Origin of the sequence: Klebsiella sp. CN_Kp075, assembly GCF_040065055.2 — a bacterium.
GTDB classification, from domain to species: domain Bacteria; phylum Pseudomonadota; class Gammaproteobacteria; order Enterobacterales; family Enterobacteriaceae; genus Klebsiella; species Klebsiella aerogenes.
The window spans coordinates 2323195-2342522 of the sequence record NZ_CM198050.1 but is presented as its reverse complement, the minus strand read 5'-3'; the positions used below and the strand labels follow the sequence as shown (position 1 = coordinate 2342522).

The window sequence follows — 19328 nt, the reverse complement described above, 5'->3', positions numbered from 1 at the left end:
GATTAGCGTCCTTTAAATTCCGGTGTACGTTTTTGTAAGAAGGCGTCGATGCCTTCGCGGCGGTCCTCGGTGGCGCTCAGCAGGCTAAACAGCTGGCGCTCCTGTTGCAGACCGGCCTGCAGGCTGACTTCCTGCGACAGGCGCAGCGACTGTTTTGCCGCCCGTAGCGCCAGCGGCGAATGGCGGGCGATGGTGGCAGCCAGTTTCAGGGCGTACTCATCGGTTAACGCCGCCGGATGGATATCGCTGACCAACCCGGCCTGCTGGGCCTGGCGGGCGTCAATACTTTCGCCGCTCAGCACCATCCGGCTGGCCAGCGCCTTACCTACGCTGCGGATCAGCCGCTGGGTGCCGCCAGCGCCCGGCATAATGCCGAGGGTAATTTCCGGCAGGCCAAAACGGGCGTTGTCACCGGCGACAATCAGGTCGCACAGCAGGGCCAGCTCGCAGCCGGCGCCGAGCGCGTAGCCGTTGACCGAAGCGATGAGCGGTTTAGTAAAGGCATCGATTCGCCCCCACAACCGTGGGCGAATATCATCAAGGGTGGCAGGCAGATCTTTTTCAGCCATTTCGTTGAGGTCAGCCCCGGCGGCGAAAAAACGCGCGTTACCGCTGATAACGCAGACGCCAACGCTGTCATCAATTGACGCTGCCTCCAGCACCTCGGCAATCTGGGTTAAGAGGGCATTGTTCAGCGCGTTGCGGGCCTGCGGGCGGTTCAGCGTCAGCTGTAGCACCCGGCCATGACGGTGGATCAGCAGGTCACTCATGCCATCCCCCGCGCGTCAAAGTCGACTACCACATCGCCGCTGGTCGGTAACGACTGGCAGCTCAGTACGTAACCCGCCGCCAGCTCATCCGCTTCCAGACTGTAATTGGCGGCCATCGCCACTTCGCCACGCAGCACTTTGCATTTACAGGTGGCACAAACCCCGCCCTTACAGGCAAATGGCAGATCCGCACCCTGACGCAATGCGGCATCCAGGATGCTGTCGTCTTCCGCGCTGAGGGCGATCAGCCGATCGCGCCCGTCCTGGCGGATGGTTACCGTGCGCCCTTCCGCCTGCACGCCGGCGGCGCGCTTCACATTGCCGCCAGGTGTATTAAAGCGTTCGAGATGAATCGATTTCTCCGCTACGCCAAGTTCACGTAACGTTGCTTCCGCGTCGTCCATCATCGCCGCCGGTCCACAGATAAAGGCGTCATCGAAACGGCTGAAATCCAGTAAATGCGCGGAGAGCTGGCGCAGTTTGTCGCCGTCAATGCGCCCCTGTAAAAGATCGCTGTCCATCGACTCCTGGCTAAACAGGTGTATCACCTGCAGGCGCTGCGGATAGCGGTCTTTTAAATCGGCCAGCGCCTGGCGGAACATCATGCTATGGCTGCTGCGGTTGCCGTAGATCAGCGTGAAGCGGCTTTGCGGCTCGGTCGCCAACGTCGCGCTAATGATCGCCATCATCGGCGTGATCCCGGAACCGGCGGCAATCGCCAGATATTCACCCTGCCGTTCAGCCTGCGGTTGATAACCGAAATGCCCCTGCGGCACCATCACTTCCAGCTCCATACCCTGCTGGATATCGTGCTGGGCGTAGCGCGAAAAGCGCCCGCCGTCGATAGCTTTGACCGCGACGCTAATTTCGCCGGGCGTGCGGCTGCGACAAATGGAATAACAGCGGCGCAGTTCTTCGCCGCCCAGACGGGCTTTTAGCGTCAGATGCTGGCCCGGACGAAAGCAGTACTCCGCCTGCAGGGCTTGCGGAATCGCAAAAGTGATGGTCACCGCATCGCGGGTTTCCGGCTCGACTCTCGCCACCTTAAGCGAATGGAACGTCGTCATGGCAACCTCAAATACATTTAAAGTAATCAAAAGGTTCGCGGCAGCTGTCGCAGCGATAGAGCGCTTTACAGGCCGTGGAACCGAATTCGCTAATCAGCGAGGTATGGATGCTGCCGCAGCGCGGGCAGCTCACCTCGGTGGGCATGTCCGCATGGCAGGCGTGCCCCTGGGGCGGGCTGATGCCGTACTGGCGCAGGCGCTCGCGAGCATCCTGGCTCATCCAGTCGGTGGTCCACGGCGGATCCAGCTGCAGGACGATATGTACCGGCACAAAGCCATGCTCGCTCATGACCGCGCGGATCTCGCCCAGCAGATGCTCCGTCGCCGGACAGCCCGAATAGGTCGGGGTAAAGCCAATCACCCAACCGTCGCCGTGGCGCGCGACGCTGCGCACCATACCGAGGTCGGTGATAGTGAGTACCGGCACTTCCGGATCCGGGATCGCGCTTAATAATCCCCAGATGGTACGAACCTCTGCTGGAGCGATGTCGGCAAGACGTTGCATAGTCACCTCACTTACCACTGCAGTCCGGGATGCGAACGCTGCAGATACTGCATCTCCGCCAGCAGCGGGCCGAGATGTTCACTGTGCAGCCCCTGTTTGCCGCCGCTGCGGAAAGCCTCTTCCTGCGGGATCTGTAAGCCGGAGTCGAGCAGCGCCGTGTGTACCGCGCTTTGCCATTCGGCCTGAAGCTCGCGCGGATCAACCGCAATGCCCTGCTCAACCAGGAGGAGATCCACTTCATCGGCAAGGAACAGTTCGCCGGTGAAGCGCCACAGATTGTCGACCGCCTGCTGCATTTTGCGATTTGATACCTCGGTGCCGTTACCGAGACGCTCCAGCCAGCCGCGGCTAAAACGCTGGTGGTAACGCACCTCTTTCAGCCCTTTAGCGGCAATGGCCGCCAGCTGCGCGTCGCGGCTGTTCACCAGGCGGCTGAACAGGGCGACGTGCCAGACGTCGATAAAGAACTGACGGGCGATAGTGTCGGCAAAATTGCCGTTTGGCTGTTCCACCAGCAGCAGGTTGCTGAACTGGCGTTCTTCGCGGCCAAAGGCCAGCGTATCTTCGTCGCCGCAGCCGTTAAGTTCGGCGGCATAGCTTAAAAAGTTGCGCGCCTGGCCGAGCAGGTCGAGGCCGATGTTGGCCAGCGCAAGATCGATCTCGAGCTCGGGAGCATGGCCGCACCAGGCGCCTAAACGCTGGGCCAGAACCAGACCATTGTCGCCAAGACGCAGGGCGTAGGTGGCTACGGGGTTAGGGGTATTCATCGCCGCCTCACATATGTTCCATGCCGTCCGGCACGGTATAGAAAGTCGGATGACGGTAGACTTTGCTTTCCGCCGGGTCGAAGAATTCGCCGCGCTCTTCCGGCTGCGAAGCAACGATTTCGCTGGCCTTCACCACCCAAATCGAGCAGCCTTCGCTGCGGCGGGTATAGGCATCGCGGGCGTTCTCCAGCGCCATTTGATCGTCGGCGGCGTGCAGACTGCCAACGTGGCGATGGGATAATCCCTGTTTGCTACGAACGAACACTTCATATAACGGCCAGTAAACTTTGCTCATGTTCTCTCTCCTCATGCCGCGCTGCGGGCCTGCTGTTTTTGCGCATGGGCCAGCGCGGCCTCGCGCACCCACTCGCCCTCTTCCCAGGCCTTACGCTTGGCGGCCAGTCGTTCGTGATTGCAAATCCCACGGCCGCTAATTACCTCGTTAAATTCCTGCCAGTCGATTTCGCCGAAGCGGTAGTGGCCGCTGGCTTCATCAAAGCGCAAATCCGGGTCCGGTACGGTCATGCCGAGGATCTCTACCTGCGGCACGGTGTTATCGACGAAGCGCTGACGCAACTCGTCGTTGGAGTGCAGTTTGATTTTCCACGCCATGCTGCGGGCGCTGTTCGGCGAGTTGTCATCGTTGGGGCCAAACATCATCAGCGCCGGCCACCAGAAGCGGTTAATAGCGTCCTGCAGCATCTGCCGCTGCGCGTCATTGCCCTGCGCCAGCGCCATGCAGGCTTCAAATCCCTGACGCTGGTGAAAGCTCTCTTCTTTGCAGATTTTGACCATCGCCCTGGCATAGGGGCCGTAAGAGGTCCGGCACAGCGCCACCTGGTTGACGATGGCCGCGCCATCGACCAGCCAGCCGATCACGCCGATATCCGCCCAGCTGAGGGTCGGATAGTTAAAAATGGAGGAGTATTTCATCTGCCCGTCGAGCATTTTCTGATACAGGTCTTCCCGCGCGCAGCCCAGCGTTTCCGCGGCGCTATAGAGATAAAGCCCATGCCCGGCCTCATCCTGTACCTTAGCCAGCAGGATCGCTTTGCGGCGCAGCGTCGGCGCGCGGGTGATCCAGTTGCCTTCCGGTAGCATGCCGACAATTTCCGAGTGCGCGTGCTGGCCTATCTGCCGAATCAAGGTCTTACGATAGGCATCCGGCATCCAGTCCTGCGGTTCGATGGCCGTTTCCTGCGCGATGCGCTGGTCAAAGCGTTGTTCTTCTGTCACGTCATCACCTTTATGATTCCGATATTCACAATAAAAACATTTATGTGAATCACTTTGTTTATTGAAGGTTACATATTAGTTAAATAAAACCACAAATTTTGTTTGTTCTTTTTGTGATGATAACCGCAAAACCTTTTGTAAATGACAGATAAAACAGCGATGTAAGCACAACAACCAATTAACCACCGATCACAATGTTAATAAAATATTAAATACGGGCTTGATTTTTATGATTCATAAAAGAACTATTTATAGATACCACACGTAACATATTTGGAGATTTGCGATGCAGCAGTTAGCCAGTTACTTATCCGGCGCCTGGCAGACCGGCCGGGGCCGCGCCCGTACTATCCATCACGCCATTACCGGCGCGGCGCTTTGGGAGGTGACCAGTGAAGGACTGGATATGGCGCAGGCGCGCCGCTTCGCGATTGAACGCGGTGGCAAAGCCCTGCAGGCGATGACCTTTATTGAACGTAGCGCGATGCTGAAAGCAGTGGCGAAACACCTGCTGGAGCAGAAAGCCGAGTTCTACGCCATCTCGGCGCAAACCGGCGCAACCCGCGCCGACAGTTGGGTGGATATTGAAGGCGGTATCGGTACTTTGTTCACTTATGCCGGGCTGGGTAGTCGCGAACTGCCGGACGATATCCTGTGGCCGGAGGACGAGCTAATTCCGCTCTCCAAACAGGGCGGTTTTGCCGCACGTCACGTGCTGACCTCGAAGTCGGGCGTCGCCGTACATATCAACGCCTTCAACTTCCCCTGCTGGGGAATGCTGGAAAAACTGGCGCCCACGTGGCTTGCCGGTATGCCGGCTATCATTAAACCGGCAACCGCTACCGCCCAGCTCACCCAGGCGATGGTAAAAGCGATTGTCGACAGCGGCCTGGTGCCTGAAGGCGCCATCAGCCTGATTTGCGGCGGCGCGGGCGATCTTCTCGACCATCTCGATAGCCAGGACGTGGTGACCTTTACCGGCTCTGCCGCCACCGGCCAGCAGCTACGGTCGCATACTAACCTGGTGGCCAAATCCATTCCCTTTACCATGGAAGCTGATTCGCTCAACTGCTGCGTATTAGGCGAAGATGTCACCCCGGAGCAACCGGAATTCGCGCTGTTTATTCGGGAAGTGGTCCGCGAGATGACGGCGAAAGCCGGGCAAAAATGTACCGCTATCCGCAGAATCATTGTGCCACTAGCTCAGATTAATGCGGTTAGCGATGCACTGATCTCCCGCCTGCATAAAGTAACCGTCGGTGACCCTGCGCAGGAGGGCGTTAAAATGGGGGCCCTGGTTAATAGCGAACAGCGTCAGGATGTGCAGGATAACGTCAATAAACTGATTGCCGCCGGCTGCGAAGCTCTGCTTGGCGGACAGGCAGATCTTAATGCTGACGGCGCATTCTTCCCGCCGACCCTGTTGTACTGCTCACAGCCGGATGAAACGCCGGCAGTCCACGCCATTGAGGCTTTTGGCCCGGTGGCGACACTGATGCCATATCGTGACCGCCAGCATGCGCTGACGCTGGCGCGCGCCGGCGGCGGTAGTCTGGCCGGGACGTTGGTCACCGCCAGCGGCGAACTGGCGCGCGAGTTTATCCTTGGCGCCGCGCGCGCGCATGGTCGTATTCAGATCCTTAACGAGGAGTCTTCGGCAGAGTCAACCGGCCACGGCTCGCCGCTGCCGCAGCTGGTACACGGCGGCCCCGGCCGCGCTGGCGGCGGAGAAGAGCTTGGCGGGCTGCGTTCGGTCAAACACTATATGCAGCGTACCGCGGTCCAGGGCAGCCCAACGATGCTGGCGACCATCGGCCAGCAGTGGGTGCGTGGCGCGCAGGTTAGCGAAGACCGAATTCATCCCTTCCGTAAATACTTCGAAGAAATCCAGCCTGGCGATAGCTTATTAACCCCGCGGAGAACCCTGACCGAAGCGGATATCGTTAACTTCGCCTGCCTGAGCGGCGACCATTTCTATGCGCATATGGACAAAATCGCCGCCGCCGAGTCGATTTTCGGCGAGCGGGTGGTTCACGGCTATTTCCTGATCTCCGCAGCGGCCGGGCTGTTCGTCGATGCCGGCGTCGGGCCGGTTATCGCTAACTACGGCATGGAAAACCTGCGCTTTATTGAACCCGTCAAACCGGGAGACACCATTCAGGTTCGCCTGACCTGTAAGCGGAAAACGGTTAAACGTCAGCGCAGCGCCGATGAGAAAGCCACCGGCGTCGTTGAATGGGCTGTTGAGATTTTCAATCAGCACCAGCAGGCGGTGGCGCTGTATTCCATTCTTACCCTGGTGGCGCGCCAGCAGGGAGATTTCCCGGCGTAATCTGCAAAAAAATCGCCCGGCGGCGCTGCGCTTGCGCGGGCCTACAGACAGTCAGACCCGGTTGGGTAGGCCGGGTAAGGCGTCAGCCGCCACCCGGCAAAAAAATCGGCGCACGTTCTCAATGCCTCTACGGAGGCATTTTTTACGTCCGTCTGGCAAAACTGACAAACAAGCTGGCAAAAGCAAACAAACGTTCCCGGGCGGCAGACTGCTAGGGTAAGCGTAAAAAGCCGACATTCGCAGCGGCAATAACAACACAACAATAAGATGAGGTCACAATGGCAAACGGCTTAATGTTTTCCCCTCGTAAAACCGCGCTGGCCCTCGCTGTCGCGGTGATTTGCGCCTGGCAATCACCGGTCTTCGCTCACGGTAGCGAAGCGCACATGGTGCCGTTGGATAAAACGCTGCAGGAATTCGGCGCCGATGTGCAGTGGGATGACTACGCGCAAATGTTTACCCTGATAAAAGACGGCGCTTACGTCAAAGTCAAGCCCGGCGCCAAAACGGCGATCGTCAACGGTAAATCCCTTGATCTACAGGTGCCGGTGGTAATGAAGGAAGGTAAAGCCTGGGTCTCCGATACCTTTATCAACGATGTGTTCCAGTCCGGTCTCGATCAGACCTTCCAGGTAGAAAAGCGCCCTCACCCGTTAAACTCCCTCTCGGCGGCGGAAATCGGTGAAGCGGTGACCATTGTTAAAGCCGCGCCGGAGTTCCAGCCGAATACCCGCTTTACTGAGATTTCCTTACACGAGCCGGACAAGGCGGCGGTATGGGCCTTTGCCCTGCAGGGAACGCCCGTTGATGCCCCGCGCACCGCCGATGTAGTGATGCTCGATGGCAAACATGTCATTGAAGCCGTCGTCGATCTGCAAAACAAAAAAATCCTCTCATGGACGCCAATTAAAGGCGCCCACGGGATGGTGCTGCTCGATGATTTTGTCAGCGTGCAGAACATTATCAATGCCAGCAGCGAATTCGCTGAGGTGCTGAAAAAGCACGGTATTACCGATCCCAGCAAAGTGGTCACCACTCCGCTCACCGTTGGCTACTTTGATGGCAAAGATGGCCTGCAGCAGGATGCGCGTCTGCTGAAGGTAGTCAGTTATCTGGATACCGGCGACGGCAACTACTGGGCGCACCCGATTGAAAACCTGGTGGCGGTGGTCGACCTTGAAGCGAAGAAAATTATCAAAATTGAAGAAGGCCCGGTGATCCCGGTCCCAATGGAACCACGACCTTATGATGGCCGGGACCGCAACGCCGCGGCGGTGAAACCGCTGGATATTACCGAACCGGAAGGCAAAAACTATACGATTACCGGCGATACCATCCACTGGCGGAACTGGGATTTCCACCTGCGCCTTAACTCGCGCGTCGGGCCCATTCTCTCGACGGTGACTTACAACGATAACGGCACAAAACGCCAGGTGATGTATGAAGGTTCCCTCGGCGGGATGATCGTGCCCTACGGCGACCCGGACGTCGGCTGGTATTTCAAAGCCTACCTCGACTCCGGCGATTACGGCATGGGCACTCTGACATCGCCGATCGTCCGCGGCAAAGATGCGCCATCGAATGCGGTACTGCTGGATGAAACTATCGCCGATTACACCGGCAAACCGACCACGATTCCAGGCGCGGTCGCCATATTCGAACGCTATGCCGGGCCGGAATATAAGCATCTGGAAATGGGCAAACCTAACGTCAGCACCGAACGCCGGGAACTGGTGGTGCGCTGGATCAGTACCGTCGGGAACTATGATTATATCTTTGATTGGGTGTTCCACGACAACGGCACCATCGGCATCGATGCCGGCGCCACCGGGATTGAAGCCGTTAAAGGCGTGATGGCGAAGACCATGCACGACCCCAGCGCCAAAGAGGATACCCGCTACGGGACGCTGATCGACCATAATATTGTCGGCACCACCCACCAGCATATTTATAATTTCCGCCTCGACCTCGACGTGGACGGCGAAAACAACACCCTGGTGGCGATGGATCCTGAAGTGAAGCCAAACACCGCCGGCGGCCCGCGCACCAGCACCATGCAGGTGAATCAGTACACAATCGATAGCGAGCAGAAAGCGGCGCAGAAATTCGACCCAGGCACCATCCGCCTGCTGAGCAACACCAGCAAAGAGAACCGCATGGGTAACCCGGTCTCTTACCAGATTATCCCTTATGCCGGCGGCACGCACCCGGCGGCGACCGGCGCCAGGTTCGCCCCGGACGAGTGGATATATCATCGTCTGAGCTTTATGGATAAACAGCTGTGGGTGACGCGCTACCATCCAGGCGAACGTTATCCGGAAGGAAAATATCCCAACCGCTCCGCCCAGGATACCGGCTTAGGCCAGTACGCAAAGGATGATGAGTCGCTGACTAACCACGATGACGTCGTATGGATTACTACCGGCACCACGCACGTCGCGCGCGCCGAAGAGTGGCCGATCATGCCGACCGAGTGGGCGCACGCGCTGCTCAAGCCGTGGAACTTCTTTGACGAAACCCCAACGCTTGGCGAGAAGAAAAAATAATCTTAACCCGCGGTAAAATCGAGCAGGATTTTACCGCTTCTTCCCGGCTGGCCTGCGGCGGCAATCGCTTCATGCCAGTCGCGCAGCTTTATCACCTGCGCTGCAGGCTGCGCCGTGGTCGACAGCTGTCGCCAGATCGCCGTAAAAGCAGCCTGCCACGCATCGACGCTGAGTGTTGGTAAGGCCTCCCGCAGATGAAATTTGCGTACCGATGCGCTGCCTCGCGTCTGGGTGAGCGGTTTACCGGATAGCAAGCCGTAAGAGACAAGCGTTGACGACTGCGGCAGTACCGATAGCAGAAAGTCAGCCAGCTCACCGCCCACCGCATCAAACACCAGATCGCTGTACTGACTCACTTGTTCAATCAGCGCCCTGTCACCTTCGAGTAGCGGATAGACGCCATACTGCTGTAAGCGCGGGATGTGCTGCGGCGAGCGAATAATACCGCTTACCGAACGCGCGCCCATGGCGAGCGCCCACTGCCCCAGCAGGCTGGCGCAGGACGATGAAGCCGCGGTCAAAAGCAGATGTTTCCCCGCCACCGGCCAGCGCGTCAGCATCAGCATTGCGGTCAGCGGATTGATATAGCCGCGCGCGGCCAGGATGTCATCTATCTCTTCAGCGACCGGCACCAGCCAGCGCGGGTCAATATCAAGATAACGCTGCCAGGTTCCGGCGCCGCGCAGCGGCAGAACCCGCAGCCCCAGTCGTGGACGCCCACTCGTCGCGTCTTCAATCACCACACCAACACCTTCATAGCCCGCTACCGATGGCAGCGTCGTACGATGGCGGTAAGCGCCGGTAATGGGAATCAGATCGGAAGGGTTGACCGGCGCATAGCGCATTTGTACCCGAACAAGTCCGGGCGCCAGCGGCGGCAACGGCAGGTGATGCAGCGCGAGCACCGTTTCCGGCGCACCGTACTGCTGATAGCAAAGCGCATCATTCCACATAGCGGGGCAACATCAGAAAAAAAGAGCGCCGATCATAGCAAATCAGCGCTCAGGGGGAAGAGGTATGTCGAACCACCGGGGCGTTTCCCGGAGGCGGCGCGTTGCGCCTTATCCGGGCTACCAAATCGCAAAGCGCTGTAGCCCCGGTAAGCGGCAGCGCCACCGGGGGGTTTTGAGATCACCAGCACCAGTAGTGTCAGCCAGCGTGGTGAATAAATTAAAGGCAGGCCGCACGAACCGTAGGTCGGATAAGCGTAGCGCCATCCGACAAAAAATCAGTAGCGCACGCACACCGATTTGGTTTCGCACCAGTCGTCCAGCCAATCCGGACCAAAATCACGCCCGGTACCGGACTGCTTCATCCCGCCGAACGGCAGGTTGGCATCAATCAGCGTATGGCTGTTGACCCATACCGTACCGGCCTGCAGACGATCGGTATAGTTCAGCGCCTGAGTCAGGTCGCGAGTCCAGACGCTGGCAGTGAGGCCAAAATCACTGTCGTTAGCTAAGCGTAGCGCCTCTTCGCCATCGGCGACGCGCACCAGGTTCACCACCGGGCCAAACACCTCTTCGCGATTCAGGCGCAGCCCGGCATCCGGATTAATCACCAGCGTCGGCGCAATATAAAAACCGTTACCATTCGGCCCAACGTTACCGCTGATCAGCTCGGCGTTTTGCTTACGCGCTTCGTCCAGATAAGCGGCCACTTTGGCGCAGTGCGCCTGCGACACCACCGGGTTAATTTGCGTCGTTTCAACCATTCCCGGCCCCACCTGCAGCGACTTGACCGCCTGCTCAAAGCCAGCGACCAGGTTATCAAACAGCGGCGCTTCGATATAGATCCGCGAACTGGCGGCGCATACCTGCCCCTGATTGAGGAAACTTCCGGTCATTAACCCTTCAATCACCCACTGCGGATCGGCATCTTTCAGCACGATGGCCGGGTTTTTGCCGCCGAGTTCAAGGGTTACGCGGGTCAGGCGATCGGCCGCCGCGCGGGCAATCTGTTTGCCGGTGGCGGTCGAACCGGTGAAGCTCACTTTCGCCACCTGCGGATGGGTGGTTAAGGCCGCCCCGCACTCGGCGCCGCTACCGGTGACGACGTTAAAGACGCCGTCCGGGATCCCGGCCTCCGTGGCCAGCTCCGCGACTCGCAGCAGGGTTAACGGCGTGGTCTCAGAGGGTTTAATCACAATGGAACAACCGGAGGCCAGCGCCGGCATCACCTTCCACATGCCGATCATCAGCGGGAAGTTCCAGGGAACAATCCCCGCCACCACCCCAACCGGCTCTTTACGGGTCCACGCCTGATAGCGCGCGCCTTCCGGGAACGGAATGGAGACGTCCAGCGTGCGGCCGCTGATTTTAGTGGTCAGTCCGGCGGTATAGCGCATCCAGTTGAGGGTGCAACCGACTTCAAACGCGCGCGAGATATTGATCGACTTACCCTGTTCAAGGGTTTCGAGCTGCGCCAGCTCTTCACCATGCTGTTCCACCAGATCGGCGAAACGCAGCAGGATCCGCTCGCGCTCGGCCGGCGTGCGCCCGGCCCAGCTACGGGCGACAAAAGCGCGCCAGGCGGACATCACCGCGCGGTCAACGTCGGCGGCATTAGCATCTGCCGTCGTGGCAATCGCCTGGCCGGTGGCCGGGTCCCAGACGGTTAAGCGTTTTTCGCTCTGTGCCGCCTGCTGGTTGCCATCAATATATAAGCCATGCTGTCTGTCGAGAAATTGCTGTACGCTGGCGAGCAGCGCGACCTGTGATGTGGACATGCGACTTCCTTATTGTTCGCGGATAGTGCACACAGTCTAGGACGGGTCAGCCATTTGCGCTTTTTTCTCTGTGACAATCATTTTTGCCGCTGTGACAGGTCCCGCAATTAAACACCCTGGCATGCGGCGAAATGTGCCGCAGGTAATAGTTCTTTCATATACTCCACGCTGCGCTCTTGCCACTCACGGCGTAAATGCAACAATACAGAAACATTATTTTTACAGGGTGCAGACGATGGCGACGGTAGAAAACGGGCAGGACTATCAGCGTTGGTTAGCGAAGATTAACCAGGTATGCGGCCATTTTGCCGCCCGTCCGCTGGAAGGCGCGTTCCATGGCGAAATTGATGCAAGCTATACCGGCAGCCTCAAAGTCAGTACCGTCACCGCCCGCGGCGTCAATCTTTACCGCACCCGTAATGAAATTAAACGCGACAACGACGCCTGGTTCTATACCGTTTTTCAGCTCGAGGGCCAGGCGGCTATCGAGCAGGACGAGCGCCAGGTAGTGCTTGAGGCCGGCGATATCACGCTCATTGATGCCTCACGCCCCTGCTCTATCTTTTGGCAACAAACGTCAAAACAGGCTTCGCTGCTGCTGCCCCGCCAGCTCGTGGAAAGCCAGCTGCACGGCAGCGACATCAGCATCGCCACCCGGCTGAATAAAACGCTGCCGATGGTCCAGCTTAGCCAACGGCTGCTGCAAGAAAGTATGCGCAGCCCGGCGCTCTCAGAAAGCGAAGGCGAAGCGGCGCTGGAGGCTATCGTCTGTCTGCTGCGACCAATGCTACAGCAGCATGACGCACCGCCGACGCGTCGCGAGAAGCAGTTTCAAAAAATCATGGCGTTGATAGATGAGTCGATACAGTCAGAGCAGCTGCGTCCGGAGTGGCTGGCCGGGGAAACCGGCATGTCGGTACGCAGCCTGTACCGCCTGTTTGCCGATAAGGGGCTGGTGGTCGCGCAGTATATTAAGAACCGGCGTCTAGACCTGTGCGCACGGGCGCTACAAAACGCTCATGATGAAGAGAAGCTGGCGGGAATTGGCTACAGTTGGGGCTTTACCGACCATAGCCATTTTTCGACAGCGTTTAAGCAGCGCTTCGGCGTATCGCCCGGCGAATACCGTAAGCGCTATCGGTAACTATTTGCGCAGCCATTTGCCGTTAATACCCTGCACATATTCCCCCGGCTGCGCCCGGGCGACCAGCTTCTGCCCGGCCATTTTCGCCACTTCATCCACCGGCAGGTTATTGTCATCCGCCAGTTGCTGATAGCTTTCGCTGCGCGCGGCATTAATCTGTTTAACTAACGCCAACGTCTGCGCATCCTGTTTCAGCGGCGCCAGATAGCCGTTCAGCGTTTCCCCCACCCGCCCCTGCGCCCGCGCCTCATTCAAGGTCAGCGCCAGCGCCGGGCTACTCAACAGCATTAACGCCAGGGTGGCTGTCAGCAGTCGTTTTTTCATTATCGCCTCAGAACAGATCGCTACGCGACTTCAGCAGATTTTCGACGTCCTTATCCACCTTAATATGAATCTCATGCTCAATTTTGACATTCATATTGATGGTGATCGGCTCCTTGGACGCGGCGATTTCAATACGCGGCGTACAGCCTGCCAGCAGCAGGGTCGCCAGCGCCGCGGCGAACAGTTTTATCATTTTGGTTCCTTACATGTATCCGTACAGCGCGGGGCGGGCAGTTTCGCATTCTGCTCAAGCCATGCCTGCAAATTATCGCCGAAGCGCAAGCTGCGCCACAGATCGAAAATATTCTCTTCATGGGTATAGTTTAAATGCACGGTGCTGCTTTTTCCGTCCACCCGGCTGGTGCCGCTAATCGCCGCGCTCATCGTCAGCTTGCCGAGATTATCAAGGTTGATACGCGTCCAGGATTTCGAGACTTCCATATAGCGCAGCCAGTTGATCGCCGCGCCGGCGGAAACGTTTTCGGCCACCAGCGCATCGGCGGTATCTTTATCCAGACGCATGGTCATCGGGCCGGGGTTGCTAAACCAGCCGTCTTTAATGATCCACTTATCGTTGTTCAGCCATAACGGTAACGCGCCGTTAAACGCGCCAGACACCGCAAACTGTTTTACTTTGATGGCGCTGATTAATTCACTACTGGAGATATTCTGCAGACGCAGTAGCGCCGGCTGATGCTGCGGCATCCTTAGCTGCTGCATGGTCAGCTTACCGCCAAGGATATCAACATTGACGTTGCTCAATTCCAGCGGATCCTGCTCGCTCCAGGGCCATGTTCCCTGGAGATCGGCGCTGAGATTTTTGGCGGTAAACTGGTTGACGATTTCGCCAATACGCAGCGAAACCGGACGGCGGGTACCGAGCTGCCAGCTTCCGCCGCTGAAGCGGAATGGCAGAACAAAGTCGACGCCGTTGATTTGGTTGTCCGGCATCCAGGCGCTACCGCCTTTTAAGACGCCGTGGCCCCCGGCCTCAAAACCCTGCCCGGCTGCCGCGGAAAATGCTACCTGCGCATACATATCACCTTCACGCAGGGTCATTTTCCAGTCCGGCGGGATCAGCGGCTGGAATACGCTTAGCGACTGTTTCGGCCACCAGGCCTGGCCACGCAGGCGTTCGCCGTCCCAACGGCCGGTCAGACGAATCGGGCCGATTTTCTCCGCGTGTAATGAGCCGTTAAACAGGAACCAGGTCGGATCGCGGCCATCAATATTGAACTTGAGCGTTGACGGCGGCAGAACGCTGCCGCCGCTGAAAGTGGTTTTACCGGCATCAAGCGACAACGCGCCGCTGAATTTTGGATGCTGTTCATTGCGTAACCAGTGAATGGGTTTATCGAGGGTCAGGCGCGGCGTGCTGACCAGCATGGTGCCGTACTGTAGCTTATCGAACCCGGTCGACAGGCTGTTAAGAATAATGGCGCTGTCCCGCCACTCGCCGGCGCCCTTCACATCCCAGCGCGCCTGCATCGGCGTAAAGTGACCATCTCCCCAGTATCGCCACGACCAGCGACCGCGGTCGGGCATAAAGTTGTCGGCTTGCCCATCCAGGTGCAGGATGAAATCGCCCATTTCCTGTTCGTGGGCGCGCAGTATCGCCTGCAGGCGGCCATCCACCCCCTGCTGAGTCACTTTCACTCCCGCCAACGGCAGGCGGATCTCATCGATATTCAGCGAGTCAATCACCCGCCCGCGCGAGCGCAGCAGCGCCCCGGGATGAAAAGCCAGCTCAGGCGTCGTTAGCGGCCCGCTGAGTTTGGCGGGCAGCACGGCGTAAAAAATCATATCGTCGAGCTTGGCTTCGCCGGTCAGGCTGAGCGGCATGTCGCTGTGATCCATGCTTAGCTTACCTGGGCCAATGTTCAGCACGGCGTTCCCCTTACCCGCTTCACCGTGCGTTAACACATTGAGCCGGCCGCTGATTTCCATCTCTTCGGTGCCTTTTTGCCAGTCGCCAACCGATAGCGCCACCCGCCCGCTAAGCGGATAGCCGGCATAAACCGCGTTCCAGCGCCCGTCGCTGATGGTGATACGTTCCGGGGTTATCTCCCAAGGCAAATCCAGCATCGGCTCAACCTCACCGCGCGGCGTGACCAGCAGCTGGCCGCGATTTTTCTGCCATTCCAGTTCCGCATCCACCAGACCCGGCGTTTGCGGGAATTCGAAAGTGCTGACCAGATGACCATCGACCGGTAGGCCATCCGGCACCAGCGGCATTTCGAATTCACCGACCAGCTTAACCGGCGCCTGATCTTCCACCAGCCGCGCGCTGAAATTGCTGACCGTTAAGGTCTGGCCGCGCAGTTTCGCCTGTAGCGTGACCTCTTTGCCTGAATAACCGATATCCTGCTGCCCAGGCGTCAACGACATCACCAGTTTTCCCTGCCATTTTTCCCACGGCGACAGGCGCAGATTGTCGATAGTTAACCAGCTATACGGCAGCATCGATTGCCACTCGGCGAGGGTTCGCGGCGCGCCGGAGAGCGGCTCGCTGGAGGGGACCTTAGCCAGGCAGGCGCTATTGATATCCAGTTCACTCAGGTGTAACCGCCAGCGGCTGGGACGGGTAAGACGCGCGTTGCTGACGCGAGCAATTTCACAATCGCCCACCAGGTAGCGTAAATCGGGGATAACCAACGAGGAGCGCGTCAGGCGCGGACTTTCGCCAAGCGAGATCCGCGTGCCGACCGGCAGCCAGATACCCGCCAGCGTCGGAACCCAATGCGTTAATGTGGCCAGCAGGGCCAACGGCAGCAAAATTAGAGCTAATAACAGCGCAAGAGCGGCTTTATATTTACCCTTCATGGGCAGTCAAATCCTGATTCTAAGTAAAAGCCGATAAGCGCCTATTGTGGCACGTTCGACCCGCGAGTGAAAGTTAACGTCCAGATTAAGGATAGCCGCACTCATTTCTGCTGAAAAAATATTTAGTCTTCGTTTAAATTATGCCTGCGACACTTGGAAAAACAGGTAATAAGGAGCCGTTATTCCGTGGAGCTCATTATCTCGCTGATCGAACGCGCGCAGAGCCACTATTCATTGGTATTACTGATTGTTTTCCTGCTGACCTTCAGTAAATCCTGCGCCCTCATCTCTTTTGTGATCCCCGGGACCTCCGGTTTGCTGGTGCTCGGGGCGTTGGCGTCAACCAGTATCGGTCATTTCTTGCTAATGTGGCTAAGCGCCAGCCTCGGCGCAATCGGCGGATTCTGGCTCTCATGGCAAATTGGCCGTCGCTATCAGCATCATCTGCAGCGTCTGCGCTGGCTCAGCGCCGAACGAGTGCTGCGCAGCCAGCTATTCCTGCGCCGTCACGGCGGTTGGGCGGTATTCTTTGGCCGCTTTCTGTCGCCGCTGCGAGCAACGTTACCGCTGGTTACCGGCGCCAGCGGTACGCCGCTATGGCGTTTTCAGGTGGCCAACGTTGCATCGGGTTTACTCTGGCCATTTATCCTGCTGGCGCCGGGAGCATTTAGCCTTAGTTTTTGGTGAAACGTATTGTCTTTTAAAGAGATTTCTTAAGACTGCGATATGCTCTAGAATTAATATCATAACCTGATGATTAAACTAATTTTTAATATTTGTAAGATTATTTTAATTATGCTACCGTGACGGTATTATCACTAGAGGAAAGCCTTATGAAAATCGCTGTTTATAGTACCAAGCAGTACGATAAAAAGTATCTGCAGCATGTTAACGACGCATACGGCTTTGAACTGGAATTTTTCGACTTCCTGCTGACCGAAAAGACCGCAAAAACGGCCAACGGTTGTGAAGCGGTATGTATCTTCGTTAACGACGACGGTAGCCGTCCGGTGCTGGAAGAGCTGAAAGCCCACGGCGTGAAATACATCGCGCTGCGCTGCGCCGGGTTTAACAACGTCGATCTTGACGCTGCTAAAGAGCTGGGTCTGCGCGTCGTGCGCGTTCCTGCCTACTCGCCGGAAGCCGTAGCAGAACACGCCATCGGTATGATGATGTCCCTGAACCGCCGTATCCACCGTGCTTACCAACGTACCCGCGATGCCAACTTCTCGCTGGAAGGGCTGACCGGCTTCACCATGTACGGTAAAACCGCGGGAGTGATCGGCACCGGTAAAATCGGCGTCGCGACGCTGCGGATCCTTAAAGGTTTCGGTATGCGCCTGCTGGCGTTTGATCCCTATCCGAGCGCGGCGGCGCTGGATCTCGGCGTTGAATATGTCGACCTGCCGACGCTGTACGCGCAGTCCGACGTTATCTCGCTGCACTGCCCGCTTACCGACGAAAACTATCACCTGCTCAATCAGGCAGCCTTCGATCAGATGAAAGACGGCGTGATGGTCATTAATACCAGCCGCGGCGCGCTAATCGATTCTCAAGCGGCTATCGACGCGCTGAAGCATCAGAAAATCGGCGCGCTGGGAATGGACGTGTATGAAAATGAACGCGATCTGTTCTTTGAAGATAAATCGAACGATGTCATTCAGGATGACGTGTTCCGCCGGCTCTCCGCCTGCCACAACGTGTTGTTTACCGGCCACCAGGCGTTCCTGACGGCTGAAGCGCTGATCGGTATTTCCGAAACAACGTTGAGTAATCTTCAGCAGGTTGCTAAGGGCGAAACCTGCCCGAACGCGCTGGTCTAAGCTTCTTTCCCCTTTTGTGCTCCCCGTTAGCGGGGGGCACATTCAGACAATCCCCACAGATCCTGCCTGCATTACAGTTACACTGTTTTTCGTTTTATTGATATGACAAATGTTTTGGAGTACGAATGAATAAGTTTGCTGCACTGCTGGCGGCGGGAATGCTGCTATCGGGCTGCGTATACAACAGCAAAGTTTCTACCAACGCCGAACAACTGCAACATCACCGTTTTGTGCTGACCAGCGTTAACGGCCAGGCGCTACCGACAGGCCAGACGCCGCCGCCGGAAATTAGCTTCGGCGAAAAAATGTATGTGTCAGGCACGATGTGCAACGGCTTCAGCGGCCAGGGCAAGCTGTCTGACGGCGAGCTAAAAGTTGAACAGCTGGCGATGACGCGTAAGCTGTGCGCGGATCCGCAACGGAACGCGCTGGATAATACCCTCAGCAAAATGCTGCGCGAGGGCGCGCAGGTCGATCTGACGGAGAATCAGCTCACGCTGGCGACCGCCGACCAATCACTGGTGTATAAACTCGCCGATTTAATGTAGCGAGGCGCGTTGCGTATTAGTAGTTTCCGCAGCTTCCGCCCGCTAATGCCTGCTCGCTGCAGCGTTTACCATTCGGTAGCGCGCACATGCCAATAGCGCTGCCATCAAGCTGGCGGGCAACGGATAATGAACCGCCAACCATCGCGCAATTCGCCTGGCCGCTGTCGCTCATCGCCGCGCGCATGCCGGGCGGTACGTGTGCCGCGGTGGCTTGTTGCACCGGCTCGTTGCTACAAGCCGACAGTAATAACGCAGCGCACCCCACTAAAAACGCAGCTCGCATCCTCTCCCCCTTTCAGAAACATCTTAGAATAAACAAACTCAAGAATAATAGGCAGCGCAGCGCCTGCCGTCGAGAGGCGAAATACGTATTTATGCGCCTCATTAACATTTTCTAGCAAATTTTCCGCTTAAAGCTTGATCTCGGCAGGCAAAGCGCCTTACCAGCGCGCTTTTCATCCCAGCCCGAAATATTTTCCCGACGAAAAAATCACGGTTGCAGCGACCGGGCGGCATAGTTTGCACATGATGATTGCGGTGCCGGGTGCCTCCCGGTGAATTAGCCAGTTCGAGCTAATTCGCGTGCTAATTTTCGCCAACAGGGAACTGAACTGAACGCTCCGCCGCAGAGGGGAATTCACCGCAGCAAATAAATAGCACGCGATTGCCGGTTGGCTAAAAGCTATTAAATTTAAAAATATATTTTGCTTTGTTT

18 protein-coding genes are annotated in these 19328 nt (G+C 57.6%); 6 read left to right on the top strand and 12 right to left on the bottom strand.

From position 1 onward, the window contains the following. Positions 1–2: 2 nt before the first annotated feature. Genes paaF through paaA form a run of 6 tightly spaced genes read right to left on the bottom strand, consistent with a single transcriptional unit; the run spans position 3 to position 4345 of the window. Positions 3–770 (bottom strand): 2,3-dehydroadipyl-CoA hydratase PaaF, encoded by a 768-nt coding sequence (paaF, locus tag ABLV78_RS11160; RefSeq protein ID WP_038422444.1) that lies wholly within the window; start codon positions 768–770, stop codon positions 3–5. Further along, complete coding sequence (gene paaE, locus ABLV78_RS11155) at positions 767–1837, bottom strand: 1,2-phenylacetyl-CoA epoxidase subunit PaaE (protein ID WP_047048900.1); 1071 nt, start codon at positions 1835–1837, stop codon at positions 767–769. The genes paaF and paaE overlap by 4 nt, the downstream gene beginning before the upstream one ends. 7 nt (positions 1838–1844) lie before the next feature. Next, positions 1845–2342 (bottom strand): 1,2-phenylacetyl-CoA epoxidase subunit PaaD, encoded by a 498-nt coding sequence (gene paaD / locus ABLV78_RS11150; protein WP_047048903.1) that lies wholly within the window; start codon positions 2340–2342, stop codon positions 1845–1847. An 11-nt stretch (positions 2343–2353) separates the two neighbouring features. Beyond that, the gene (gene paaC / locus ABLV78_RS11145) at positions 2354–3109 is read right to left on the bottom strand and encodes a 1,2-phenylacetyl-CoA epoxidase subunit PaaC (RefSeq protein ID WP_047048906.1); all 756 of its coding nucleotides are present in this window, start codon (positions 3107–3109) and stop codon (positions 2354–2356) included. Between the two features lie 7 nt (positions 3110–3116). Continuing rightward, positions 3117–3404, bottom strand: coding sequence for a 1,2-phenylacetyl-CoA epoxidase subunit PaaB (gene paaB, locus ABLV78_RS11140; protein ID WP_004224492.1), 288 nt, complete (start codon positions 3402–3404; stop codon positions 3117–3119). Between the two features lie 11 nt (positions 3405–3415). Then, positions 3416–4345, bottom strand: coding sequence for a 1,2-phenylacetyl-CoA epoxidase subunit PaaA (gene paaA, locus ABLV78_RS11135; RefSeq protein WP_025713674.1), 930 nt, complete (start codon positions 4343–4345; stop codon positions 3416–3418). A gap of 286 nt (positions 4346–4631) precedes the next feature. On the opposite strand from paaA, the gene paaZ reads away from it, so the two are divergent. Continuing rightward, positions 4632–6677 (top strand): phenylacetic acid degradation bifunctional protein PaaZ, encoded by a 2046-nt coding sequence (paaZ, locus tag ABLV78_RS11130; protein WP_047048913.1) that lies wholly within the window; start codon positions 4632–4634, stop codon positions 6675–6677. A 278-nt stretch (positions 6678–6955) separates the two neighbouring features. After that, positions 6956–9223, top strand: a complete 2268-nt coding sequence (tynA, locus tag ABLV78_RS11125) for a primary-amine oxidase (RefSeq protein WP_047038140.1) — start codon at positions 6956–6958, stop codon at positions 9221–9223. A gap of 2 nt (positions 9224–9225) precedes the next feature. Here tynA and ABLV78_RS11120 read toward each other — a convergent pair whose 3' ends face one another. Beyond that, positions 9226–10176, bottom strand: a complete 951-nt coding sequence (locus ABLV78_RS11120; RefSeq protein WP_047048915.1) for a zinc-dependent alcohol dehydrogenase family protein — start codon at positions 10174–10176, stop codon at positions 9226–9228. A gap of 275 nt (positions 10177–10451) precedes the next feature. Then, complete coding sequence (locus ABLV78_RS11115) at positions 10452–11951, bottom strand: aldehyde dehydrogenase family protein (protein WP_047048918.1); 1500 nt, start codon at positions 11949–11951, stop codon at positions 10452–10454. Between the two features lie 235 nt (positions 11952–12186). On the opposite strand from ABLV78_RS11115, the gene feaR reads away from it, so the two are divergent. After that, entirely contained in the window at positions 12187–13095 is a 909-nt protein-coding gene (feaR, locus tag ABLV78_RS11110) for a transcriptional regulator FeaR (RefSeq protein WP_047048921.1), read from the top strand. On the opposite strand, the gene ABLV78_RS11105 is transcribed toward feaR, so the two are convergent. The 3 genes from ABLV78_RS11105 to ABLV78_RS11095 are packed head-to-tail and all read right to left on the bottom strand — an operon-like array spanning position 13096 to position 16242. Beyond that, complete coding sequence (locus ABLV78_RS11105; RefSeq protein ID WP_047048925.1) at positions 13096–13419, bottom strand: YdbL family probable chaperone protein; 324 nt, start codon at positions 13417–13419, stop codon at positions 13096–13098. A 7-nt stretch (positions 13420–13426) separates the two neighbouring features. Next, positions 13427–13612, bottom strand: a complete 186-nt coding sequence (locus tag ABLV78_RS11100) for a YnbE family lipoprotein (protein ID WP_015366326.1) — start codon at positions 13610–13612, stop codon at positions 13427–13429. Then, positions 13609–16242 (bottom strand): YdbH family protein, encoded by a 2634-nt coding sequence (locus ABLV78_RS11095; protein ID WP_348865381.1) that lies wholly within the window; start codon positions 16240–16242, stop codon positions 13609–13611. The genes ABLV78_RS11100 and ABLV78_RS11095 overlap by 4 nt, the downstream gene beginning before the upstream one ends. A gap of 186 nt (positions 16243–16428) precedes the next feature. On the opposite strand from ABLV78_RS11095, the gene ABLV78_RS11090 reads away from it, so the two are divergent. From ABLV78_RS11090 to hslJ, 3 genes are all read left to right on the top strand, one after another. Continuing rightward, entirely contained in the window at positions 16429–16929 is a 501-nt protein-coding gene (locus tag ABLV78_RS11090) for a DedA family protein (protein WP_032708230.1), read from the top strand. A gap of 146 nt (positions 16930–17075) precedes the next feature. Further along, positions 17076–18065, top strand: coding sequence for a 2-hydroxyacid dehydrogenase (locus ABLV78_RS11085; protein ID WP_032711778.1), 990 nt, complete (start codon positions 17076–17078; stop codon positions 18063–18065). A 125-nt stretch (positions 18066–18190) separates the two neighbouring features. After that, entirely contained in the window at positions 18191–18613 is a 423-nt protein-coding gene (hslJ, locus tag ABLV78_RS11080) for a heat shock protein HslJ (RefSeq protein WP_047048931.1), read from the top strand. A gap of 16 nt (positions 18614–18629) precedes the next feature. Here the strand turns inward: hslJ and ABLV78_RS11075 are convergent, their stop codons facing one another. Next, on the bottom strand, positions 18630–18896 hold the full coding sequence (locus ABLV78_RS11075) for a putative hemolysin (protein WP_032711780.1): 267 nt from the start codon (positions 18894–18896) through the stop codon (positions 18630–18632). Between the last annotated feature and the right edge of the window lie 432 nt (positions 18897–19328).